This window comes from Streptomyces sp. NPDC026246 (genome assembly GCF_055567995.1).
The window spans coordinates 87,258-110,344 of record NZ_JBVHPJ010000018.1 but is presented as its reverse complement, the minus strand read 5'-3'; the positions used below and the strand labels follow the sequence as shown (position 1 = coordinate 110,344).

Annotated in this window: 21 protein-coding genes and 5 pseudogenes; 11 read left to right on the top strand and 15 right to left on the bottom strand. The window is 68.9% G+C overall.

Annotated features, from left to right (window positions below):
* Window positions 1–172 precede the first annotated feature (172 nt).
* The 5 genes from ACZ4M5_RS32260 to ACZ4M5_RS32240 all read right to left on the bottom strand — a co-directional run bounded on the left by ACZ4M5_RS32260 (window position 173) and on the right by ACZ4M5_RS32240 (window position 4,844).
* On the bottom strand, window positions 173–481 hold the full coding sequence (locus tag ACZ4M5_RS32260) for a hypothetical protein (RefSeq protein WP_467742187.1): 309 nt from the start codon (window positions 479–481) through the stop codon (window positions 173–175).
* A gap of 179 nt (window positions 482–660) precedes the next feature.
* A complete protein-coding gene (locus ACZ4M5_RS32255) occupies window positions 661–846 on the bottom strand; it encodes a hypothetical protein (RefSeq protein WP_467742185.1) in 186 nt (61 codons plus the stop codon).
* A 332-nt stretch (window positions 847–1,178) separates the two neighbouring features.
* The gene (locus ACZ4M5_RS32250; protein ID WP_467742183.1) at window positions 1,179–2,630 is read right to left on the bottom strand and encodes an aldehyde dehydrogenase; all 1,452 of its coding nucleotides are present in this window, start codon (window positions 2,628–2,630) and stop codon (window positions 1,179–1,181) included.
* A gap of 257 nt (window positions 2,631–2,887) precedes the next feature.
* The gene (locus tag ACZ4M5_RS32245; RefSeq protein WP_467742181.1) at window positions 2,888–3,769 is read right to left on the bottom strand and encodes an SDR family NAD(P)-dependent oxidoreductase; all 882 of its coding nucleotides are present in this window, start codon (window positions 3,767–3,769) and stop codon (window positions 2,888–2,890) included.
* A gap of 238 nt (window positions 3,770–4,007) precedes the next feature.
* Window positions 4,008–4,844, bottom strand: coding sequence for an oxidoreductase (locus ACZ4M5_RS32240; RefSeq protein ID WP_467742179.1), 837 nt, complete (start codon window positions 4,842–4,844; stop codon window positions 4,008–4,010).
* Window positions 4,845–5,012: 168 nt separating this feature from the next.
* Here ACZ4M5_RS32240 and ACZ4M5_RS32235 point away from each other — a divergent pair, with 168 nt between their 5' ends.
* Window positions 5,013–5,558 carry a TetR/AcrR family transcriptional regulator gene (locus tag ACZ4M5_RS32235; RefSeq protein WP_150157810.1) on the top strand — a complete coding sequence of 182 codons (546 nt, stop codon included), beginning with the start codon at window positions 5,013–5,015 and terminating at the stop codon, window positions 5,556–5,558.
* Window positions 5,559–6,037: 479 nt separating this feature from the next.
* Window positions 6,038–6,448: a carboxymuconolactone decarboxylase family protein gene (locus tag ACZ4M5_RS32230; RefSeq protein WP_150157811.1), complete on the top strand. Its 411-nt coding sequence runs from the start codon at window positions 6,038–6,040 to the stop codon at window positions 6,446–6,448.
* Between the two features lie 637 nt (window positions 6,449–7,085).
* Here the strand turns inward: ACZ4M5_RS32230 and ACZ4M5_RS32225 are convergent.
* Window positions 7,086–7,799, bottom strand: coding sequence for a hypothetical protein (locus tag ACZ4M5_RS32225; RefSeq protein WP_467742176.1), 714 nt, complete (start codon window positions 7,797–7,799; stop codon window positions 7,086–7,088).
* 452 nt (window positions 7,800–8,251) lie between these two features.
* Here ACZ4M5_RS32225 and ACZ4M5_RS32220 point away from each other — a divergent pair, with 452 nt between their 5' ends.
* Entirely contained in the window at window positions 8,252–9,898 is a 1,647-nt protein-coding gene (locus ACZ4M5_RS32220; protein ID WP_467742174.1) for a M4 family metallopeptidase, read from the top strand.
* Window positions 9,899–9,967: 69 nt separating this feature from the next.
* Window positions 9,968–10,111: pseudogene (locus tag ACZ4M5_RS32215) on the top strand (DUF1990 family protein); the annotation flags it as partial.
* A 58-nt stretch (window positions 10,112–10,169) separates the two neighbouring features.
* On the opposite strand, the gene ACZ4M5_RS32210 reads toward ACZ4M5_RS32215, so the two are convergent.
* Together ACZ4M5_RS32210 and ACZ4M5_RS32205 are read right to left on the bottom strand one after the other, a co-directional pair.
* On the bottom strand, window positions 10,170–10,463 hold the full coding sequence (locus tag ACZ4M5_RS32210; RefSeq protein ID WP_467742172.1) for a hypothetical protein: 294 nt from the start codon (window positions 10,461–10,463) through the stop codon (window positions 10,170–10,172).
* Window positions 10,464–10,792: 329 nt separating this feature from the next.
* The gene (locus tag ACZ4M5_RS32205) at window positions 10,793–11,245 is read right to left on the bottom strand and encodes a hypothetical protein (protein WP_467742170.1); all 453 of its coding nucleotides are present in this window, start codon (window positions 11,243–11,245) and stop codon (window positions 10,793–10,795) included.
* Between the two features lie 205 nt (window positions 11,246–11,450).
* Here ACZ4M5_RS32205 and ACZ4M5_RS32200 point away from each other — a divergent pair, with 205 nt between their 5' ends.
* The 4 genes and pseudogenes from ACZ4M5_RS32200 (at window position 11,451) to ACZ4M5_RS32185 (ending at window position 14,941) form a co-directional block, all read left to right on the top strand.
* Window positions 11,451–11,684, top strand: a complete 234-nt coding sequence (locus ACZ4M5_RS32200) for a hypothetical protein (protein WP_467742168.1) — start codon at window positions 11,451–11,453, stop codon at window positions 11,682–11,684.
* Between the two features lie 587 nt (window positions 11,685–12,271).
* Window positions 12,272–13,512: pseudogene (locus ACZ4M5_RS32195) on the top strand (IS110 family RNA-guided transposase).
* Between the two features lie 51 nt (window positions 13,513–13,563).
* Complete coding sequence (locus ACZ4M5_RS32190) at window positions 13,564–13,866, top strand: hypothetical protein (RefSeq protein WP_467742166.1); 303 nt, start codon at window positions 13,564–13,566, stop codon at window positions 13,864–13,866.
* Window positions 13,867–13,945: 79 nt separating this feature from the next.
* Complete coding sequence (locus tag ACZ4M5_RS32185) at window positions 13,946–14,941, top strand: hypothetical protein (protein WP_467742164.1); 996 nt, start codon at window positions 13,946–13,948, stop codon at window positions 14,939–14,941.
* A gap of 106 nt (window positions 14,942–15,047) precedes the next feature.
* Here the strand turns inward: ACZ4M5_RS32185 and ACZ4M5_RS32180 are convergent, their stop codons facing one another.
* Complete coding sequence (locus ACZ4M5_RS32180; protein ID WP_467742162.1) at window positions 15,048–15,554, bottom strand: hypothetical protein; 507 nt, start codon at window positions 15,552–15,554, stop codon at window positions 15,048–15,050.
* 61 nt (window positions 15,555–15,615) lie between these two features.
* Here ACZ4M5_RS32180 and ACZ4M5_RS32175 point away from each other — a divergent pair.
* A pseudogene (locus ACZ4M5_RS32175) lies at window positions 15,616–15,928 on the top strand (transposase); the annotation flags it as partial.
* Between the two features lie 89 nt (window positions 15,929–16,017).
* Here the strand turns inward: ACZ4M5_RS32175 and ACZ4M5_RS32170 are convergent.
* Entirely contained in the window at window positions 16,018–16,671 is a 654-nt protein-coding gene (locus ACZ4M5_RS32170) for a DUF6518 family protein (RefSeq protein WP_467742160.1), read from the bottom strand.
* Between the two features lie 409 nt (window positions 16,672–17,080).
* Between ACZ4M5_RS32170 and ACZ4M5_RS32165 the strand changes: the two are divergent.
* A pseudogene (locus ACZ4M5_RS32165) lies at window positions 17,081–17,501 on the top strand (transposase); the annotation flags it as partial.
* Between the two features lie 124 nt (window positions 17,502–17,625).
* On the opposite strand, the pseudogene ACZ4M5_RS32160 reads toward ACZ4M5_RS32165, so the two are convergent.
* From ACZ4M5_RS32160 to ACZ4M5_RS32140, 5 genes and pseudogenes are all read right to left on the bottom strand, one after another.
* Window positions 17,626–18,019, bottom strand: a pseudogene (locus ACZ4M5_RS32160) (DUF3618 domain-containing protein).
* Window positions 18,016–18,387 carry a phage holin family protein gene (locus tag ACZ4M5_RS32155; RefSeq protein WP_467742158.1) on the bottom strand — a complete coding sequence of 124 codons (372 nt, stop codon included), beginning with the start codon at window positions 18,385–18,387 and terminating at the stop codon, window positions 18,016–18,018. The pseudogene ACZ4M5_RS32160 and the gene ACZ4M5_RS32155 overlap by 4 nt, the downstream one beginning before the upstream one ends.
* A 311-nt stretch (window positions 18,388–18,698) precedes the next feature.
* Entirely contained in the window at window positions 18,699–19,025 is a 327-nt protein-coding gene (locus ACZ4M5_RS32150) for a DUF1048 domain-containing protein (protein ID WP_467742156.1), read from the bottom strand.
* 1 nt (window position 19,026) lies between these two features.
* On the bottom strand, window positions 19,027–19,383 hold the full coding sequence (locus tag ACZ4M5_RS32145; RefSeq protein ID WP_467742191.1) for a DUF1048 domain-containing protein: 357 nt from the start codon (window positions 19,381–19,383) through the stop codon (window positions 19,027–19,029).
* Window positions 19,380–19,706 carry a PadR family transcriptional regulator gene (locus ACZ4M5_RS32140; protein ID WP_467742154.1) on the bottom strand — a complete coding sequence of 109 codons (327 nt, stop codon included), beginning with the start codon at window positions 19,704–19,706 and terminating at the stop codon, window positions 19,380–19,382. Before ACZ4M5_RS32140 ends, ACZ4M5_RS32145 begins: the two co-directional genes overlap by 4 nt.
* 931 nt (window positions 19,707–20,637) lie before the next feature.
* On the opposite strand from ACZ4M5_RS32140, the gene ACZ4M5_RS32135 reads away from it, so the two are divergent.
* Window positions 20,638–22,797, top strand: a complete 2,160-nt coding sequence (locus ACZ4M5_RS32135; RefSeq protein ID WP_467742152.1) for a hypothetical protein — start codon at window positions 20,638–20,640, stop codon at window positions 22,795–22,797.
* The last annotated feature ends 290 nt before the right edge of the window (window positions 22,798–23,087 follow it).

Below are 23,087 nucleotides of genomic sequence, written 5' to 3'. Positions count from 1 at the left end.
ACGGAGCGATCAACGCCCACGACTCATCCGTCAGTTCATGTCGACGCACCACGAACGGAGCAACGAGCCATCGACTTTACGGACACGACCTAGGGGCCGCCTCGCCTGCTGCTTCCGTCCTGGCACAGTGCCCGGTCCCCACACGTGACCGTGCGGCCGGGCGCACTGGTGCTCAGCGGTGGACACGGATGCAGGGATTGCCGGGCGACTGCCTGGCCGCTGCGCACAGCCACGTCCCGTGGGGGAACCTGGCGTTGACCTTCCAGGAAGTAGCGGCGAACCGGGTCACCCCGGCGGTGTGGAAGCGGGCTGTCTTCCAGCGGGTGACGTTCACCCGGGTCGCGGCGGAGCCGGTGTGCCGGTAGACGAGGAAGGCCTCGGATGTGCGGTGCCGGCTGCTGGTGACGGTGATCATGTCGACGTGCAGGCCCTGGCCTTTGACGGAGATCGTCACTTCCTCGTTCGTGTCGTGGGCGCTCATCGTGACTGCCGCATACGCCGAGGGGGCCGGCAGCAGGAGGGCAGCCGCCGCGGTGAGGGCCGACGTGATCGCAAGAGGTCGCATGGGCGGCTAACCCGTGCATCGGTCGAGCGGGCACGCGGCCGGGTCCGCAATCACCCCGGGGAGCGATGACGGGTCCGGTGGGTGGGGCGGTCGGGTCAGGTCTCTATGTCCGGCAGCTGCCCGGGCGCCACGGGCAGGCGTCTGATGCTGGTGGCGCCGACCTCTTCGAGTTCCTGCTCGCGCCGGTCGGCGCTGATCGTGTCATAGGCGACCGCCGAGGCGCGGCGGGCGCCGCCGGGGTCGGTCCCGGTGAAGCCGTAGCTGCGCATGGTGGTGTTCATGAGGGCATCTTCGCCTCGGGCTCACCCGCCGAACCCCCTGAGCCGTCATACGGCCCAGCCCACCCGACCTCGCCTGCCCCTCCCACAGGAACAGCGAAACCCATGACAGCCAGCAACCAACCTGCTAGGCACACCACAACAGCCGCTTGGTCACCCCATGACAGCGACCACAACCCCGTCCTGCACCCACTACCAGGACACCCACATCACGAGCCCGCTGACGCCCACCCACTGCCACTCCACCGCCCACTCACACGCAGGACTGCCGCTCGCGGAAAGCCCCGGGGTGCCGGGACCGCCGGCCGGGATTCGCGACCTCGGCCGGCGATCGGTCAGCGGGTGCGGGTGATGGTCTTGTGCTCGACGTAGCCGGTCAGACCGACCTTGCCGTACTCACGGCCGATGCCGCTGGCCTTGTAGCCGCCGAACGGACCGTCGAAACTGTTGCCGGCGCCGTTGATGATGACGCCACCGGTGCGCAGCCGCCGGGCGACCGCCAGGGCGCGCTCGGTGTCGCTGCCCCAGACACCGCCGGACAGGCCGTACTCGGAGTCGTTGGCGATGCGGACCGCGTCGTCCTCGTCCTCGTAGGCGATGACCACGAGGACCGGGCCGAAGATCTCCTCCTGGGCGATGCGCATGGAGTTGTCGACGTCGGCGAAGACGGTGGGGGTGACGTAGTTGCCCTTCTCCAGGCCATCGGGGATCTGCGGGCCGCCGGTGACCAGGCGGGCACCCTCCTCGATCCCGATGTTGATGTAGTCGATGACGCGCTGTTGCTGGTCGCGGCGGATCATCGGGCCGATGAAGGTGTCCGGGGCGGCCGGATCGCCGACCTTGAGGGACTCGACCATCGTCTTGACGGCCTCGACGACCTCCTCGTACCGGCTGCGCGGCGCGAGGACACGGGTCTGCAGGATGCACGCCTCGCCGTTGTTGCCGAGCGAGCCGAAGCGCAGGCCCTGCATCACGGTGTCAAGGTCGGCGTCCTCCATGATGACGGCGGCGGACTTGCCGCCCAGCTCCAGGCCGACGCGCTTGAGGTGGTCACCGGCGATGGAGCCGATGCGGCGCCCGGCGGCGGTGGAGCCGGTGAAGGAGATCTTGTCGATGCCGGGGTGGGATACGAGGTACTCGCTGGTCTCGCGGTCGGCGGGCAGGACGGACAGGACGCCTTCCGGCAGGCCGGCCTCGTGCCACAGGTCGGCGAGGAGCGCCATGCTCAAGGAGTTCTCCGGCGAGACCTTCAGCACGACGGTGTTGCCGGCCAGCAGGGCCGGGACCAGCTTCGCCGTGGCGGCGGAGAACGGCGAGTTCCACGGGATGACCGCGGCCACGACGCCGATCGCCTCGCGGCGCACGATGGTGTCGAAGGTGACCGACTCGTCAGAGGGCTCGATGATCTCCTCCCAGCCGAACTCCTCGGCGGCCTTGAGGTACGCCTTCACCTGACGGGTCAGGAAGGGCTGACCTGCCTTGGTAAACCAGCCGGCCGAGCCGTTCTCGACGGAGATGGCGTGGGCGACCTCGTCGGCGCGGGCGGCGCGCAGCCCGTCGTAGCGGCGGACGACAGCCTGGCGCTCCTCAGGGGTGGTGTGCGGCCAGGGACCCCGATCGAAGGCCTTGCGGGCGGCGGTGACGGCCGCGTCGACGTCGGCGGGCGCAGCCTGGGCGGCGCTGCCCAGCACGGACTGGTCGTGCGGGGAGTGGACGTCGAGCCGCAGGGAGGGGTCGCTGGGGGCGACCCAGGCGCCGCCGATGTAGAGCTTGTCGCGAACAGTCATGGTTCCGGGTTCTTTCGTACGGGTGATTGGCGGGACTGGAGTGTCCCTGGGGCACGCCGATGGGACGGCGCGTGGAGGGTGGTGCCGCTTCGGCGGACGGGGCGTCCGCCGGTGCAGCCGTCGTCTGCGGCGCAACCGGGTCCGTGGTGGCGTGCTCGGGACACGCCGGCCGGTGATGTGCAGAAGTGGGTGGGCCGGACAGCGGTGCGGCCGGGCCGTGTGGGACTGTTGCCGGCCCCGGGTGGGGCGGCCCCGGCTCAGCTCTCGGCGGGGCGGACCATCCGTGCGACGGCGGTGTCGGCGAAGTCGCCGAGCCCGTCGAGGTCGGTGGAGACGCTGACCTCGCGCCACGCGGCGTCCTCGGCCGCGCGGGCCTCGGTGATCTGCGGGGCGAGCCAGGCGGCGTCGGAGCCGAGCAGGAGCCGCACCGGCGGTGCCGGCTCCTCGGTGAGGCGCAGGATCACGGCGGCCATCTTGGCGGGGTCGCCGCGCATCACATCCGGGTTGGCGCTGTAGGTGCGGGCAAAGGCGCCGACGGTCTCCTCGTACTCCTCGTGAATGGCGGGCATCGGCATCGGGGCGGCGGCCCAGGGGGTGCGAATGCCTCCGGGTTCGGCGAGCGTGACACGGATGCCGAGGGGAGCGACCTCGCGGGCGAGGATCTCCGTGAAGCCGCCCAGGGCCCATTTGGACGACTGGTAGGCGCCGAGGCCGGGCTGGTCGCGGCGGCCGCCGATGGTGGAGACGTTGACGATGCTGCCGGAACGGCGCTCGCGCATCACCGGCAGCACCGCCCGCACGGTGTTGACCACGCCGAAGAAGTTCACCTCGACGTTGCGGCGGAACTCGTCCTCCGGCATGTCCTCGATCGAGCCGACGCCGCGGGTGCCGGCGCTGTTCACCAGCACGTCGACGGTGTCGAACTCGGCGACCGCGTACGTGACCGTGTCGCGGGCGGCCGCCGGGTCGGTCACGTCCAGCGCCCGCACGCGCAGCCGGTTACGGTGCCCGTCCGGGACGGTCAGGGCGTCGGCATCCAGATCCGTCGCCACCACGTTGTGGCCGGCTGCGAGAGCCGCCTCGACGACACGGCCGCCGAGCCCGCCTGCGGCCCCGGCTATCAGAAAGGTCTTGGTCATTGCTCGCTGTTCCTGCTACTGGGCCGGGTCCGGTGGACGGGCCCGGTGGACACTGCGCGAAGGCCGCCGGCGGCGGCCGACGGTCGGAGGGCCTGGACCGCGGCCTCGATCGAGCCGATGGTGGAATAGCCGCGCCAGTGGATCGGGGGGCACCTCGTTCGATCAGGCGGGGAGCCCGATCGTCCGGGTGAACGCCCGTGGGATCGGGCGGACGGCCCGCGTTCGGGGCGGCCGGGGTTCAGGCGGAGAAGTCGGTGGAACGGCTTACCTCGGCCCACTCGTTGGCCTCGGTGAGACGGTCTTCCTCTGAGCGGATGGCGATGCCGAGCGCGTCGCTGCCCAGCAGCAAGCGGCGTGGCGGCTGCGGAGCCTCGACGGCGCCGACGATGGCGCGGGCCATGCGGGCGGGGTCGCCGGGCTCGTTGCCGGCGTACTCGGCGAAACGGCCGAGCCAGGCGCCCACCGTCTCCTCGTAGTCGGGAGCGACGGGACCGGACGGCTCGGCGGCACCCGCGGCCCAACCGGTGCGGATGCCACCCGGCTCGACGATGGTGACCTTCACGCCGAAGGGGGCGACCTCGCTCGCCAGGACCTCGGAGAAGCCCTCGACGGCGAACTTGGCGGCCTGGTAGGCACTCAGACCCGGGGTGCCGCCGACGCGGCCGCCGATGGAGGAGATCTGCACGAAGTGGCCCGACCGCTGGCCGCGCAGCACCGGCAGCGCGGCACGGGTGACGTTGACCACGCCGTAGAGGTTGGCATCGATTTGGGCGCGGAACTCGTCCTCGGGAAAGTCCTCGATCGAGCCGCTGGTGGCGTAGCCGGCGTTGTTGACGACCACGTCGATCGAGCCAAAGCGATCGACCGCGGCGGCTACGACCTCGCGCGCATCGGACGGGGAGGTGACGTCCAGCGCCACGGCCGACAGGCGCTCGGGGTACTCCGCCCGCAGCGAGGCGAGCGCCTCCGGCTTGCGCGAGGTGACCACGACCTGGTCCCCGGCCTCCAGAGCCGCGAGCACCAGGGCCTTGCCCAGCCCTTGTGAACCGCCGGTGATCAGCCAAGTGCGTGACATCGTGCGTTCCTCGTTTCGTCGACCCTTGCACCGCCCAATAGGACAGCAACACCAATGTAGAGGTGACAACTAGAAGTGCAGCATGAATGTTGCACTTCTGAGGCGTGTTGCTTCTCACAAGTCTCTGATGATGGTGTTAATGGAGCACAGGGATAGAGTCTGAGGCCCATGAGAGCCGACGCCGCACGCAACCTGAACGCCGTCCTCCACGCGGGAGCCCGGCTCCTCGCAAAGGATCCGGGCACCTCCATGGCGGCCATCGCCGCGGCCGCCGGGGTGGACCGCACCACCGTGCACCGCCGCTTCGCCAACCGTGAGGCCCTGCTCAGCGCCGTCTTTCAGGCCAAGCTCGACTCCGCCGAACGCGTTCTGGACGAGGCCCGGCTCACCGAGGCCCCCGTCCCGGTCGCCCTGCACCGCTACCTGGAGGGAATCATCCCCGTCAGCCGCGTATGGCCCGTCGACACGCGGCGCATGATGCGGAAGGACCCTGAGGCGAACGCCCGCCGGACGGAACAGAGCAGCCGCCTGGACGCGTTCGTCCAGCGAGCCATCGACGAGGGGTACCTGCGCGTCGACGTCGGCGCGGCCTGGGCGCGTGCGGTCCTGGACGAAATGGTCGACACCGCGGCACACCGGTTCCCCGAGCTGGAGCCGCCGCAGGCGGCCGACCTCGTCGCCCGCACCTTCCTGGAGGGCGTCGGCGCGGCCTGACGCTCCCACCGGCGGTCCTGCGGCCTCACCCTGCGCCCAGATCCGGCTGACCTTCCGCATTTCCGGCACCCGTTGGCAGGCCACCCGTAGCCCCGCCAACCCAAAGGCGCGGGTGTCGCCGAAGAACCTCGACCACGACACCGAGATCGAGGACTCGCTGCCGGTGAAGAGCCCGAAGGCCGTGAGGTGACCGCCGACGCCTTCGTCCAGGACCTCCTGGGCCCGCCGTAGGCAGCCCGGGGCACCACTCGCCTGGGACATCAGGTCGATCATGGCGCCCCTGAACGCCGACCGACTCGTCTCCCGCCTTGACTAGTTGTCCGTCGAGGTTCGACCGTGTCTGTTGCTGTCCAGCTCTGTTGGTGTCAGGTACTGGTGTCAGCGAAAGGGGGCGCTCTTGACAACCCAACACAGTGGACTAGTCCGAGCGTCGTGCGCCGGTCTAATAGCCTTGGGTCGGCAGCGCGCAGAATGGCGCCATGACGGAACACAACGCTGACTACACGCGCGCTCTGAACAACGCCGAGAAGATCCTTGGTTTCAGCCTGGCGCCGTATGTCAATCCAAGGCCGACGGAACCCGACAACGCCTACGACTTCACACGGATCGCGACCGAACACGCCTTCAATGACGCGTGGACTCGCAGCGAGCACCTCGACCTTCGCACCCGTGCACTCATCTCGGTCACCATCACGGCGAGCCTGGGCATCCTCGAGCCGCTTCGGGGCCAGCTGCGTATCGCTCTACACAATGGCGTGACCAAAGAGGAGATCGTCGAAGCCTTCATCCAGATGGCCGTCTACGCGGGTGTGGCTCGCGCGTTTGACAGCTACGCCGTGGCACGCGAGGTCTTTGCCGAGCACGCCGAAGCGGACTCGCCCGAGAACTGAAGCGCCGACGTCAGCCGCGTCCGCTGCACCACAACCCTCCCCGGCTCCCATCCCGTCCGCCGTCGACCCACACACCGTGGAGCGGGCGTGGTTCATGGCGTCCAGGTGGAGCGCGCCACTGTACGAACGACCTGGACGCCATGGGCCGCGCCCGCTCGGCTCTGCCTGGGTCGACGGCGGACGGGATGGGAGCACCCCTCACACGCCACTACGCGCCCCGCGACCGGGAGCGGCGCCCCTCCTGACCGGGCTGACGTTCCGTCCCCGCTGCTCCTACTTGCTGGCGGGGTGGGGACCAGGCTCGTTCCGGCACATCGGCCCGTAGGCGTGACCAAGCGTCAACGTGGATCATCCCGGGGCAACGATGGTGGAGCGGGGCCGGGGCCGGGGCGGCCCGGGCCGAAGGCAGGAGCGGAGCCCCGAGCCCGCGCCGGCCCGCTGTGCGGGCCGGCGGGTGTGAGCTCTCGTAGCGGCGCCGCGGAAGTGCGCGCTGTAGGAGTAGGAGGAGCTGGGGACCGTCTTCCTGGACAACCTCGAGTACGCGTGAGGGCCGCGCATCCGACTCAGCCGGTGAGCAGCCGGGAACGAGCAGCGAGGCCGGGCAGGGTAATCCTGTTCGGTTCCCGCTGTCGTCGGGTCAGCCGAAGTCGAGCGTGTCCTGGGCGAAGTCGGCCGGGGCCGGGGTGGGCGAGGGCGCCGGCGGTCCGGCCGGGCGGGCGGCCTTCCAGCGTTCGGCCAGCTCGTCCTTCCAACCCCTCGGCGGGGGCCACGGCACGCCCCAGGCGGCGAGCTGATCTCGCTTCCAGCCGCCGGCGGGCGTGCGGGCGGCTTCGACCTCTTCGGGTGAGGGGAGGTACGTCATGGATGGTGCGCTCTCCGTGTTCAAGAGTTGCCCCGCAATGCGGTGACGGAAGACCGACAGGTCAGATGCCTTGCTCAGAGGGAGCCATCCCTCGGGCATGGGAGAACTCGCAAGCGAGGGAGGTTGAGCGCCGACGGGTGCGTAGTACATCTCGGCACGCTCTTCCCACATGGTCGATTTAAATGCGACCTGCTCGTCGAACACTTCCTTCCGAAGGTTGAGCATCCCGGCCTTGTTCAGCGCCCGGACGAAGTTCAGGAGCTCGATCGTGCCGACCATCGCCCAAGCCACCAGAGGCACAGCGGCGCGAAACCGGTCGCGCAGTCCGAAGGTGTCGCCCTCCTTGCGTCGCTCTGGGTCGTGATGCACCACGTCTCCGTAGATCCAGGCCATGGCCGGGCCGTGCGCATCAAGGTCACGCTCTTCGTCCGTGGACGTGTCAGCGACCATGACCCAGTAGCCGGATTCGTCGCGCGTGGAGGGGCTCACCCGTGTTCGCCACTCAGCGCGTGCGGTTCGTATCCACGCCGCATCTTGCGGCGCTGCTCGGCAGGTGTAGCCCAGAGCCGAAAGCGCCTTCATCCGGCATCGGAGAGACTCGTGCCGGCCTCGGCCGCGGACTTGAGTGGCTTCTTCAACGAGTCACCGACGAACGGGACCTTCGAGGCCACGCGCCCGCCCCGGCCCGTCCACCCCGGCCCGTCCGGCGCGTCACGTCCGGACCGGCCGGGCGAAGCGTTCGTATAGCGAACATGAACTTCCGGTCAACGAACCGTTTCCGGCCATAGTGTTGACGCGCTCCTGACAGAAAGCGCGGTCCCCTGCCACGCTCCCGTGACGACTGCTCCACAGCTACCCCACAGCAACACCTCCACCTCCCGAGGCGGGCAACCCCCACGCCGCACAGCACCGCAGCACTTCCCCCACATCGAGGAGCTAGTGTGTCCAGGCCTGTCTACGCGCGTCAAAAGCGCGCCTCGCTCGCCATCGCCACCGCCGTCGCCGCCGGCGCCCTGCTCACGACCGGTCTGACCTCCGGCAGCAGCGCCGCCGCGGACTCCGCGAGCAAGCCGGCCCTCGCCGCGGCCCCCGTCCTGCTCTCCGTGCCCGCCCGCACCGCGCTGATCCGGGAGCAGCAGGCGGACGCCACGCGGACCGCCGACGAGATAGGCCTCGGCGCCCGGGAGAAGCTGGTCGTCAAGGACGTCGTGAAGGACGCCGACGGCTCGGTCCACACCCGCTACGAGCGCACCTACGCGGGCCTGCCGGTCCTTGGCGGCGACCTCGTGGTGCACGAGTCGAAGTCCGGCGCGGCCAGGGGCGTCACCAGAGCCACCAAGGCGGCCCCGAAGGTCGCCTCCCTCAGGCCCGAGGTCACCGCCGGCACGGCGGAGAAACAGGCCGTGACCCTCGCCAAGGCGGCCGGCTCGGCCAAGACCGTGGTGAGTGCGGCTCCCCGCACGGTGATCTGGGCCGTGAGCGGCAAGCCGGTCCTCGCCTACGAGACCGTCGTCGGCGGCCTCCAGAAGGACGGCACCCCGAACGAACTGCACGTCGTCACCCACGCCGCCACCGGCGAGAAGCTCCACGAGTACCAGGGCATCGAGACCGGCACCGGCAACACCATGTACAGCGGCACGGTGACGCTCGGCACCACCAAGTCCGGGTCGACGTACAACCTGACGGACGGCACCCGCAGTGGCCACAAGACGTACAACCTCAACCGCGGCACCTCCGGCACCGGCACCCTCTTCTCCGGCGCCGACGACATCTGGGGCACGGGCAACCCGTCCAACGCCGAGACCGCCGCCGCCGAAGCGCACTACGGCGCCCAGATCACCTGGGACTTCTACAAGAGCGCCTTCGGCCGCAACGGCATCCGCAACGACGGCAAGGCCGCCTACTCGCGCGTCCACTACGGCAACAGCTACGTCGGCGCCTTCTGGTCCGACAGCTGCTTCTGCATGACCTACGGCGACGGCTCGGGCAACACCAACCCGCTGACCTCGCTCGACGTGGCCGCGCACGAGATGAGCCACGGCCTGACCTCGGCCACGGCCAGCCTGAACTACAGCGGCGAGTCCGGCGGCCTGAACGAGGCCACCTCCGACATCTTCGGCGCGGGCGCGGAGTTCTTCGCCAACAACTCCTCCGACATCGGTGACTACCTCATCGGCGAGGAGATCGACATCAACGACGACGGCCACCCGCTGCGCTACATGGACAAGCCGAGCAAGGACGGCGCGTCCAAAGACAGCTGGTTTTCCAGCCTCGGGGGGGTGGACGTCCACCACTCCTCCGGCCCCGCCAACCACTTCTTCTACCTGCTGTCCGAGGGCAGCGGCGCGAAGACCATCAACGGCGTGTCCTACAACTCCCCCACGTCCAACGGCTCCACGGTCACCGGCATCGGCCGCACCAAGGCGCTGCAGATCTGGTACAAGGCGCTGACGACGTACATGACGTCGACGACGAAGTACGCGCAGGCCCGCACGGCGACGCTGAACGCCGCGTCGGCCCTGTACGGCGCGTCCAGCACCGAGTACAAGGCGGTCGCGGACGCCTGGTCCGCCGTGAACGTCGGCTGACCGAGGCACGACCCTGGGGCGGTACCCGGACCGAACGCCGGTCCGGGTACCGCCCTAGTCTTGGTGACCATGTCTTCCGAGGACTTCAGCTACGCCGATGTCGGCGCCACCCGCGACGAGGGCTTCTGCCCGCCGGGCTTCCGTCCCCTGCACGTGCGAACCCGGCTGGGCGAGGGCGAGGACGTCTTCCGCCGGGCCTCGGAGGCCGCCCTGTATCCCTTCAAGGGCTCCCCGGCCCGCGGTGGAACAGGAACGGCCGTGCTCGGGCTGCTCAAGCAGCGGCGTCGACGTCCTCGCGGGCCAGGGGGACCGCGCCGTCGGCGTGCTTGAGCGCCTGCCGGGCCCGGACGATGGCCGGGCCCTCGATGCCCTCGTCCTTGCAGCGCTTCCACCACGGGTGCATCTGCACCGCGGCGGTGGCCTCGCGCAGCTCCGCCAGGATCCGGTCGAACTGGCCGGCCTGCTCGTCCGTCCAGCCGGGCGACGCCGGCCGGGCGGAGCGCTCCCGGCCCCGCTCGGTCTCCTCCGGCCACCCGGGGTGCGGCTCACGCGACCCCGGCAGCACGGCTTGGTGGGTGTGCAGGGCGGCGTACAGCTCGGCGGCCTGGCGCTGGGCGGCGATCAGATCGGCGGGGAAGGCGTGCGGATCGAACGGGGCCGGTTGGGGGCAGGGGCGCTCATGTTTCGAAGCGTAGTTCGAGCGTCCGGCAGTGCCCGGTATTCGGCTCGTTGCGCATCGCCAGCGTGCTCCAGGGCGGCGGACATTGCTCCGCCGGACGGCACCGCTTCGTGCACGGTGGTGGTCGGCGCCGCCCAGCGCTCAGCACGGCCGGGCCACTGGGCGGCCGGGGCGCGGCCGTTCCTCCACCGTCATGCCAGAAGCCTCTAACGAAGTCACAGATTCCAGTAGTCGCGGCGGGGCAGTTCGATCCACACATCGGGCGGCCCGGTCACCGCGCGCCGGTCGGCAACGCGCAGGCCGGCGAAGGCGCAGGCGTAGGCGATGGGTTGGTGCTGGTAGAGGCAGGAGGCGAGGACCTGCTCAGCGGTGTCGTCCTCGTTCGGTCCTCCGCCGGGGTGCAGGTCTGAGGCCTCGAGGATTCCGTGCCGGGCGATGCTGCCCTGGTTGCCGCTCTTGGGGTTGGCGTACAGGCCGTAGCAGACGGTGCCCGCGGACAGCCGGGCCAGCACGCCAGGCATGTGCGGCGCGTATCCCCAGGGCTGGGTGACGATGCAACCGCCCGGCACGGACGTCACCCCGACGATGTGCCTGCTGTCGTCGATGTCATAGGCATAGGGCTCCTCCAGCAGCTCGTTCAGCACCTGAAGGAGGCTCTCGTCGACCACCGGCGTCGCCTCAAGGCGGCGTACCACCTCGCGTCGGCCGAGCCCTGACGGCACGGCCGCGACACCCGCTAGTACAGCCACGAGAACGGCTGGCGATAACCCCGTCATGGGCCCCCATGGTGGGTATGGTCGTCAGGCTGACGCGGCGTCACTCTACGGGCTTTCAGGGGGACTTGTGGACGACTTACCGCCGCCACCCGCCCAGATGCCGCATTGTCTGCTCGCCGACCCCACGTTCGTGAGGGCCCTGCGCGAGCGCGACTCCACCACGGTGTTCGCCATGGCGCACGACGAGGGGATCTCCTACAACCGGATCGCGGAGGCGTGCGCGCTCAAGTCCGAGCGAGTCAGCCAGATCGCCCGGGGCACCGCAACTGTCACCGCGCTGGCAACTGTCGAGCGAATCTCCAGCGGTCTGCGCATTCCCGGTGCCTCCTAGGGCTCGCTGCGCAACCCTAATCCGTAGTTATGAGCGTTCCGCAGGAGCGGGTGCTTCTCAGAGCGTTCGAGTACCAGACCGTGACATCCAAGTGCAGCCGGGCCGTGAAGGCCTCAACGTAGATCGGTACGTGGTCAGGGCGAGTGGTGGCGGTCACGTGGGCGTCGGACGGATGCCTAACACCCACCAGGACGATGGTCCTCTACGTAGAGGGGCGGCGTTCGGCGTCTCCGTGGCCGCCACCACGAGCGGTGTTGGCGCCCGTCGGTGCTGGGCGGACGCCTAGCGCAACCCGGGCCAGGAAGCCTCCTCCCAGAGCGGCGACGCCCAGTGCCGCCAAGCGTCAACACCCACGCGTTGATCACTCGTTGGTGTTGGTAGTGCGAGCCCGTCCCACGGCGACCTCTCGCGATGCCCGAGCCGTTCGAGCTCTCGCGCAGACCGAGGCCCGTGGGATGCGCTGGTGCCACGAACGGCTAGTGAGGTGGCGGCCCGGCCGTGGTGCGGTCGAGGCCTGGGATTAGGTCGCTGCGTGGCCCGCATGCGCTCGTGACCAGCGCAAACACCGGAATCTGGGGAGGGGCATCTTGATCTACTGCGGAATCGACTGGGCTGAACGAACCCACGACGTCGCCCTCGTCGACGACACCGGCCAGTTGCTCGCCAAGCGGCACATCACTGACGACGCGGCTGGCTACAAGATCCTGCTGGAACTGCTCGCCGAATACGGCGACACCGCCGAGAATCCGATCCCGGTCGCGATCGAGACCTCCCGCGGCCTGCTGGTGGCCGTCCTGCGAACAGGCGCGCGCAAGGTGTTCGCCATCAATCCGATGGCAGCTGCCCGCTACCGCGACCGGCACAGCGTCTCGCGCAAGAAGTCCGACCCCGGCGACGCGCTCGTCCTGGCCAATATCCTCCGCACCGACATGCACGCCCACCGGCCCCTGCCTGACGACAGCGACCTCGGCCGCGCGATCACCGTTCTCGCCCGTGCCCAGCAGGACTCGCTCTGGAACCGCCAGCAGCTCGCCAACCAGCTCCGTTCCCTGCTTCGCGAGTACTACCCCGCCGCTCTGGCCGCCTTCGCTGCCTGGACCAACGGCCTGTGCCGGCCCGAGGCCCGCGAGCTCCTCAAGACCGCCCCGACCCCGGCCCGGGCCGCGAGGTTGACCCGCACCCAGATCCAGGCCGCGCTGAAGCGAGCCGGCCGCCAGCGCGGCATCGAGGCCGAGGCCGAACGCCTCCGCGAAGTCTTCCGAGGCGAGTGGGCCCACCAGCCCCTGCTGGTCGAGGACGCGCTCGGCAAGCAGATGCTCGCCCTCCTCATCCAGCTGGACGCCGCCTGCACCGCCGCCGACCAGCTCGCCGAAGCGGTCGAAGAGGCCTTCCCGCAACACCCGGACGCCGAGATCCTGCTGAGCTTCCCCGGCCTCGGCATCCAGCTCGCCTCGCCGCCCGCGTCCTGGCCGAGATTGGCGACGACCGCACCCGCTTCGCCGACGCACGAGGCCTGAAGGCCTACGCCGGCTCCTCACCCATCACCCGCGCCTCCGGCAAGAAGTCCGCCATCACCCGACGCTGGGTCAAGAACGACCGGCTCAACCACGCCGGCTACCTCTGGGCCTTCGCCTCCCTACGGGCATCCACCGGTGCCAACGCCCACTACAGGCGCCGACGCGAACAAGGCGACTGGCACGCGGCGGCCCAGCGGAACCTCTTCAACCGCATGATCGGCCAGCTCTACCACTGCCTCCAGAAGCGCGAGCTCTTCGACGAACAGTCCGCGTTCCCGACGGTTTCGCTTGCCGAGGTAGCGGCAGCCTGACCAGCCGCGACGCCTTGCCCGCAGTGACGAAGGCAGCCGATCATTCGGCCCATGAGACCCGAAGTGCAGGCGTTCGTCACTGACGGCCCACTACCCGACTGGGACGCGAGCGAAGAAGAGATCGACAGGCGCGTCGCACAACTCGAAGCGATCCCTAAGCCGGTCACGGGAGAAGAAGCCCGAGCACTCGTCTCCTGCTTCGGTTCCGACGATTGCTACGGCGTCGCCTGGACGCTCCTGCACCTCATCGAGACCGGCCCCAACCCCGTCCTGGCCGCCGGCCCCGGACCGGACGCCAACGAGTGGCACCAGCGGCTCTACCTCCGCGCCGTGAACGGAGGACTCATCCCCTGAACTTGACGGCACAGCAACGTGAGGTGTCTGGGAGGACACCGCCGCCCTCGGCACGGAGTCCGACCATGGAGATGACCCGATGAAGCGCCGCAACATGCTGCGTGGCGCGCTCGCCGCCGGCCTCACCGCCCCGGCACTCGCCGCCCTCACCGCCGCCCGGACCGACGTCGACGAGACCCTCTCCCCCGACACGCCCCAGGACCTGGCCGACCTCGAGGCCGCAGCCGAGAGCTACGGGTACGGCTACCACGGCCAAGCCCCCACCCATGTCCTGGCCGATCTGGTCTCGGACTTCGCTGGTCTGCGTCCGCTGCTCACCATCCCGCAGCCCGCACCGGTCCGGGCCAGGTTGTGCCGGACGGCCGGGCAGATGGCCGGAATGACCGCGATCGTCTTACACGACCTGGGCAGCCGGAAGGAGTCCCGCGCGTGGTTCGCCACCGCCGCTCGGGCCGCCGCCGAATCCGGCGACCAGCAGCTGCACGCCTGGGTCCTCGCCCGTGAGGCGATGGTGCCTCTCAACTACGGCGCTCCGGGGGCAGCGGCCAGCCTCGCCGAACAGGCCCGCCGCATCGCCGGCACCCGGCCGACCGCTGCGGCGACGCGGGCGGCCGCGGTCGCCGCCCGCGCCTACGCCCTCAACCACCAGAGCGAGCAGGCCCGCCAGGCGCTCGCCGACGCCGACGCCCTCATGGAACGACTCCTCGAGGGCGAGCGGTCGGACACCTGGCTGACGTACGGCGAACAGAAGCACCACGTCCACCTCAGCCACGCCTTCACCACGCTCGGGGACACCCGCCGCGCTTTCGAGAGCCAGCAGCGGGCGCTGGAGCTGTCCGCGCCGACCAGCACCATGACGCGCACCCTGCTGAACATCGACGCGGCTGCTTGCTCCCATCACGACGGAGACACCGAGCAGGCCTGCCGTCGTACGGTCGACGCCCTGACAGAGCTGCCCGTCCACTACCGCACCGGCTTGGTCCGCCGCCGCGCCCTGGACCTGTACGAGGCGATCCCCGCCCAGCACCACCGCGAGCACGTCGTACGCGAGTTGCGAGACGTCCTGGCGGCCTGACATCGAGTAGTCCGGCAGGTCGAGCGTGAACGAAGAGACTCTGGCCCAGGGGCGGCTTCTTCTCCGGGGCTCGCGGTGTGGCCATCCGAGGTGCCCTTTGTGATGTTCAGCGTTTCGCGGTGCCCATCTGCTCGGGGGTCGTCTGCCTGTGCTCACGGTCGACCGCTCTGGTGTCCGGGGATGTGAACGGACCGGGGGCAGGGCGGCTGGGGCGGCTGTCCCAGATGGAGGGGTGGTCGGCTGCGGCAAGGAGGCTGTTGATGCGGCGGGCGAACTCGTGGCCGGGCAGCGGGAGCTCGGTGTCTGGCTCACGGAGGTAGCCGGCCGTGACGGCCGTGGGGATGTAGGCCATGAGTTTGCTGACTCCGGCGGGCCGGGAGCGGACGGTCTGCTTGGCGAGGTGGCCAAGGACCCGCATGAAGTGGGTCGTGGTCGTGCTGGTGATGCGGTGTTCTGCCGGGTGCCAGGTGCCACCGTCGTCGAACGCTGGGGGTTGGGGTGGGGGCTGGACGTCGTCGGTCTGCCGGTGCCAGAAGTCGGCGGTGTCCCCCTCCCCCAGTGCCAGGTGGTGGAGGTAGAGGCAGTAGGCGGCGGCTGCTTGCGCGGACCTCAACAAGATCGTGTTACGAGCTCTTAGGCCGTGTCCTATGCGGGGCGGGTTCGTTGGCCCGGGCATGGGGCCGGATGCATGGAGTTGGATTGTTCCGGACGGGTTGTGGGAATCGCGGATCCGCTGATCCCGCCGTCCAAGGTACGGCCGCAGGCCGATGGGATGCAGGATACGCCTGATGAGACACTGCTCGCGGCGACCATCTACGTCCTGGTCAGCGGATGCGCCTGGCAGGCGCTGCCTCCGTAGTCGATGGCCCATCGCAGGTTCCTGATCTGGTCGAGAGCCGGTGTCTGGGGTCAGCTCCACGAGTAGATCCTGCACCGCTTGGATATTCTAGCCTGCTCGATCTGTCCCGGGCAGTGCTCGACTCCGCGGACGAGCTGCCAGACGGCCGCCGGGGCCATCGGCTTGGAGAGCCGGAACACGGACCTGGTGGCTGGGTTGGCGCGAGAAGGAATCCACCTCAGATGGAAACCGCTTGGAGGGGCACTATGACGATCGAGTAAGCCAGGAGTGCAAAGGGCACGGCTGCCACCAGGGTCAGGGCCCGCTCCCGGTGCGTTCGGGCCATGAGCAGCGGGATGAGAGCAAAAGCCGCGAAGCAGGCCACCGCCTGCGGTGTGTAGTGCAGGTCCCAGGCGTACATGACTCCTTCCATCCCGAAGAGTCCGGCGAGCGCGGCGAGGCCGATGACGCGGCGCCAGGCATCCTTGCCACGTTGCCACCAGTGTCCCGCGACGCCGAACAGCGGCCCCGCCACACATGCCATGGTGAGCCAGACGAGCGGGAAGACCGGCGAGCCCATGCCCTCGCGGCCGAACTCGGCATAGCCGTAGTACCCCACGACCAGTCCGGCCTCCGCGACCAGCCCGCCGACTGCAGCCTGGAGCAAAGTGCTTCGGCGCGCGAGCAGGACTCCGGCGATGAAAGCCGAGGCAGACCATATGGCGCCGGAGTTGGCGAGTTGGTTCCAAGCTCCCGGAAGCCATCCTTGGGTCAGGTTGGTAAGGATGCCCAGCAGCAATCCACCTGCTGTCGCGGCTGCCAGAGCGGTGCCCTGCCCGCTGGTAGCACTACTGGGTTCTGTCAGCTTCTCCGGGGCGTTGGTTGTCGCCATGATGGCCTCGCGTTCATTGTTGGACTTGTCACAGTCGGGCTCAGCGCACTATACACATGACGTATAGACGCGATGTATAGCTATGGGTGCCGTCGACCGGCACGACACCGTGGATGTACTCGGCGCCGCCTCTTGCCAGGAACGCGACGGCCTCCGCGACCTCTGGCAGCCCCACCTGGTTGGCCGGCGTCCCGGCGTGGAAGCCGCTGAGCCCTTCGGCACCGAACGGGGCGGTGCCCTCGGTCGCGATCGGACCCGGACGGCCTTCGGACGAACTGTGGTTGCATTGAGCCGTGCTGCCCCGAGCCGGGTCCGAGCTGGTGGCGGGCCGGCCGCGGTGCCGGACCGGCAGGGGGCTGTGCGGTCTCCTGTTGGTGCTGCACACCTGCATCCGGTGGGAGTACCTGCCCCACTCGCGGTGTCACTGACGGGCGGAAACCGCAACGACGTCACCCAGCCGATCCCGCTGCTCGACAAGGTTCCGGCCGTGGCCGGGCTCGTCGGCCGACCCCGGCACAGGCCCGACGCGCTCCTAGCCGACCGCGGTTACGACCACGACACAAGTACCGGCGCCTGCCTTGGGCTTGCGGCATCCGCTCGGTCATCGCCGAACGCGGCCAGCCCCACGGCACCGGCCTGGGCATCTTCTGCTACGTCGTCGAGCGCACGATCGCCTGGCTACACGGCTTCCGCCGCCTGCGCATCCGTGGGAACGACGCGACGACATCCACGAAGCCTTCCGCGACGTCGACTTCCCTGTGCGGTTACGGGCACGGTCCTGCATAACGGGTGGGCGCATGGGTCAGCCGGGATGGCTGGGTGGTTGCTGAAGGGTCTGCCAGTAGCACTGCACGTGTTCTTCGGCTGCGTCTGCGGCTGCCTTTGCGGTGCCTCTGACGGCCCCCAGGGCGAGGCCGACAGGCTTGCAGGCGTTCTTCGAGGCTTCCGCTTCGCTCACCCCTTCCTGCGGCGGCAAGCCAGCCACACCACGACGGGCCACACCGGCTGCCACCAGCAGCACGTTGCGGTTGTCCCGCGCCAGCTCCGCGCCCTGGACCGTCTTGTTGCGTACCGGCTCGGGCGCCTTGCCCTCCCACACCTGACCGGCCTGGGCCGCCTTCTCGCGGACCTGCCCGACCGCCTGGGCGGCCTTGGCCTTCAGCTCCCCGGCCTTGGCGGCGGCCTGCAGCTTGATTTCCACCGCCTTGTCCTGGGCGCAGGCCTTGAGGTCGGCCTTGGCCGCCAGCGCCTCGACCGTCTGCCCGAGCTCCTGGCGGGTTTCCTCGACCCGCTCGCGCAGTTCCTCAGGTCCGGCAGCGGTGGGCTCGTCGTGGGGCGGCTGGGTCATCGCTGTGCACTCTCCTTGATCTCGGCCACGTCGGCGTTCACGCTGTCGATCGTCTTCTCCGAGGCGGGAGGGGCGCCCTCCTTGACCTGCTTCTTGCCGGCCAGGGCCATCGCAGCGGCGATCACACCCAGCACCGCGGTCACGATCAACGCCGCTGCCCACACCGGCAGCGGCACCGCCAGCGCGGCGATCGCGGCGGCCACCAGCGCCTGCAGCATCAGGAAGCCGACAATGCTGGCGGCGCCGAACAGGCCTCCCCCCTTGCCGTAACGCTTGCCCTTCTCCTTCATCTCCGCCTGCGCGAGCTTCATCTCGCCGCGCACCAGGTCCGTCAGTTGCTGCGAGGCACGCTGCACCAGCTCGCCCACCGGCTCGTGGCTGTAAGGGCCGGCCCCGTGCCGGCAGGGGGTGGCTGCATGGTCGCCACGACGATCCCCTCCCGTCTCTCTCTTGCCAGCCCGTGCCAACGAAGCCGTAGTGCGGCCCGTCGGCGGGTCGGTGGTGGGTTGCCGGGAGCCGCCCGCGGGTTCGATCGTAAGAGGTCGCGCGCGGTTGACCCGCGCCCCGATCGAGCGGGAGCGGACCCGGCCCAGTGGTCCCCTTCGGGAGCGATCACAGGGTCCGCGTGGTCAGTCAGTGAGTGACAGGCCGGATCGCCCGCTGCTTCGGACGGCCTGGGCTACTTCCCGGCCGTGCCGGAACCGGGACGGATGGCTTCCTGGTAGAGGTCCGCGTAGGTGCGGGAGTCTCTGATGAGGTCGTCGCAGAAGGCGGCGACATCGCTGCCGATGAGTTCCAGCACGCCCTTGCCGGCGGTGACGCCCTCTTCGAAGAAGTCGACGATCCCGGGCAGTAGCGGCCCCTCCGTCAGGGCGACCGGTCCGACCTTGAACAGGTACTTCTGCATCTCCTTGTAGACGATGCGGTAGTCCGGCGGGAGTGCTTTGACGCGGGCCATGTGGGCCCGCCACTGCTTCTTGCCCTCGATGATGTCCTGGATGCTCACGTCAGCCTCCCAGCCGGTTCAGTTTCCTGGCGACGTTGTCGTTCAGCTGCGCGCGCCACCGGTCGCGGTAGGTGCGAGCGCCTTCTCCGCCGGCCAGCGCCCTGCAGAAGCCCGGGATGTCCTCGCCCAGGACATCCCGGGCGCTCTGCCCGTCGGCCGCTGTCTCCTCGAGCAACGCCAGGGCGGCGTCGAGGATCGGCATGAGGTTGCGGCCGGTGAAGTCGCCATGGGGAAGCAGATGAACCTTGATCTCATCCCACGCCGCCCGGTGATCGTCCGGAAGTACCTGCGCCCGGGCTTCGAACGCCTTCCATTGCCGGGTGAGTTCGCTGCCGGTGATCTTCTCCCAGAAGTTTATTCCCCGCCCTCCTTGAGCTTGGTGATCCGCGATGACAGGTACTGCCACTTCACCCAGAACCTCGCCAGCTCTTCGCGTCCGGCGTCGTTGAGCAAGTAGAACTTGCGTGGCGGGCCCATCCCCGATGGCCGCTTCACCACCTGGACAAGCTTGTTGCGCTCCAGCCGCAGCAAGATGGTGTACACCGTCCCCTCGACGACATCAGTGAAGCCGAGCTCGTTCAGCTGCCGCGTGATGGCGTAGCCGTAGGTCTCCTCCCTGTTGATGATCTCCAACACGCATCCTTCGAGCGTGCCCTTGAGCATCTCCGTCAGATCGTCCATCGCGGCCCCTCCCACCAGAGCGGTACCCCGTATCAACGAGTACCGCTATACGGTAGCACCGAGTAGCGCGGGTGTCGGCGCAGTGCAGCTGTCCCGCGCTCTGCTGGCTCGAACTGCGCTCCTTAGGGGAGAGAGACGGGCACCCGCCTACGCGTCGCGCAGACCCGCGCCGTCGTTCGGGTGTGACCAGCAGGAGCAGCCCTCAACCGGGCTACTCTGCGTCCGCCCTCTCCCTCGGCCTGACGCAGAGTCACAGTTCTTGGCCAGTTGGGGGGCGGCCGGGGCGCAGTGCCAGTGCACCGCTGGCACAACTCGGCTCTGGCACAGCAGGAGGCTCATCCGGCCCTGACGATCACGACGTCGCAGCCTGCACCAGCCTGTGGCGCATCGGCCAGGCTCAGGGCCGGTAGATCATTAGATCGAGACCGGCGGCGGGTGCCAACTGTCGCTTCTCCGGCGCCTTTGGAAGTGCACCGGATCTGACAGTGCGCCAATGGGGCGCGAACCGATCACACTCGATCCCGACGCAACGGGCACCCTCGGCGCCGCGCATCCCGCTTGAGCAGCCGGGTTGCAAGGTACGCGAGCGCATGAAGTGCTCGTGCCTGGTGCGCACTTCCTCGCCGTACGGGCGGGTGCCGTACATGAGCGGATGTTTCCTTCAGAGCGTGCCGCTGACCTGCGCTGAAGCATTTTCATCACCTCGGCCCGCCCGGGAGGTGATCGTCCGGAAGGCATCGTCAGAGAATCCTTGGCTCAAGCATCCGACTGGTCCGACCGGGCTGACGGTGCGTAAGTTCAGCCCGCAGCCCAGGCTTGGGAGCGCTTCCACAACACTTCCAAAGCCGGCGCGAGACGCCTCCTCAACGCCATGACTCAAGATCAGATTGGGCACACACATATGACCCGCAGCACCTCGCTCCCACGCGGCATGGCCACGACGCTTGTGCTGGCCACACTCACCGCGAGCCTCACCATCGCCGGAACCCCGCGTCCGGCCGCCGCTGCCCCGGGTCAGAGAGTAGTGGACCCCGACAGCCTCAACCTCTCCCAGTGGATGTGGCAGACAAGGGACATCATCGGGGACCGGCCACTCAACAAGATCGTGATGCCCGGCAGCCACGACGCGGGCTCATGGAGCATCACCGACAAGACGGGAGTCTGCGACACAGCCAGCGAAGCGACGCTTGCCAGAGACCACCCGCAGATCGCAGCCGCGATCTCCGTGACGCAGATGACGCCCATCAAGGAACAGCTCAACAGCGGCTCCCGCTACCTCGATCTGCGGCTGTGCAAGCAGAACGGCAAGTGGTACACGTACCACGGTGGTCCACTGGGCGGCCTCTTCTTCGACGACCCCGTCACCGGCCGCAAGGGCGAGATCGACCAGATCGCAGCGTGGATCCGGGCCCATCCCGACGAGATCGTCACCATCGAGTTGCGTACCTCGGTCCCGCCGGACTCGGACTCCTCAGAGCAACGGGACACCTCCGTCGAGGACCACCTCGAAGCCGTGAACCTGCTCAGCAGCGCGATCGGCACATCGCGCATGGCTGATCGGGACAAGCTGTCGCCGACGTCCACGTATAACCAGTTCAGAGCGGCCGGCGCCAACGTCGTTCTGCTCGACACCAGAAATCGCACCGACCATCCGTGGATGTGGCCCGCCAACGCACGAGTGGAGGGCCGCGACAGCTACCTGGAGAACAAGGACTGGGGCGACCTCTTGAAGGAGGCGCTGGAGAATCCCACCTCGACGAATCCGGCCATCGATCTGATCAGCCGCAAGGCGATCCATCGCAACAACGAAGTGCTGACCACCGACACGGGAGACCCGAGCAAGTTCTTCGCGCTCTCCGGGAACGTCGACTCCACACTCGCCATCCCTGACGCTGCGGCACACGTCGTGAGCAACGGCATGGACTACAAGCCCGACGGCCTGCCGTACATGCTCTACCTGGCCCGTGAGCACAACATCAAGCTCCTGGAGAAACTGGAAGGAGAATGGCGCCATTCCTCCTTCGCCAAGAACACCAACATCGTTCAGCTCGACTGGCTCGACATGGGTGGCCGGCGCGAGAACGGCACGCTGATCGGCTCGGGTGACATGAGCGCAGCGATCATCGCCAACAACACCCCGACCACTGCCCCCGGCACATTGGTCGGCACGGAGCGCCGCTCCGACGGGATCTGGGGTACCGCCGATGCCCTGCCCGGTGCATACGGCTCACTGGAGTTCGCCGGCGGTGAGCAGGCGGTGACCTCGACGCCGGACGGTTCTCTCCAATTTCTCGCCTATGGCAGTGACAAGCGGATGTATCACAACGTCCGGCGCGCAGACGGCTCGTGGCAGGGGTGGGCGCGCCCGAACAGCGACGAGGTCGACCGGAGGTTCCCAGGCGGACCTCTGGCAATCACGTCCACACCCAACGGGGACACCCACATGCTCGCCATCGACAAGGACGGATACCTCAACCACAACATCCGCGGTGCGGACGGCTCGTGGCAGGGTTGGGCACTGGTCGGGGGCCCGGACGACGGGCGCTTCAAGGCCAAGAAGATGGCCATCGCCGCCCTGTCGAGCGGCGCCGTCAAGGTGGCCGCCTTCGGCCGGGAAGGGAATCTTCAGATTGCGGAACGCCGTGCCGGTGGATCATGGGATATCGACACTCGCGGCTGGCAGCTCCTGCCCGGCGCGTATGGCGCGCCGACCTTCGCCGGCAAGGACCTCTCCATGACCGTCACGAAGGACAACATCATTCAGATTGCCGCGATCGGCAGTGACGACCGTGTCTACCGGACGACCCGCACCCCGAGCGGCACAAACGGCCCCTGGACCGGTTTGGACTGGAAGCCGGGCGAGTTGATGCAGGGCCGTGGAGTAGCCCTCACCGCCCTGCCCGACGGTTCCACGCAGTTGCTGGCGCTCGGCATGGACGGCGCTACCTGGCACGCGAGTGCGGGCAAGGATGGCAAGTGGAGCGGATTCGGGCCGGTATCCGGTCCTTACGGGCGTCCGTTGAGTGCCACCGGCGTGAAGATCGCCGGTCTGCCTGACGGGCGGACGTTCAGCGTCGTCAACGCTCGTTGAGTCCCGGCCGTACCGTTGCTGACGCCCGAGCTCCTGCGGCGGCAACGGTACGGGCCCTGCTGTGTTCCCCGGGCCTTCGGGCGGATGCCGTCAGCCCCTACGACTGTGTGATCGGAAAAAGACTGCATCCTTGCGGCGACTGCGCACCGAGCGGGAGCTGTCCCCGGTTGAGGTGTCATCCCTCGCCCATCACATCCGCAGCCACGTGAGCAGGGTGGAGAGGCATGAAGATGGCCCCGCCCAGGCTGTCGCCGGCAACGGCAACAAGGCGCTCAAGGTCGGCGGCCTCC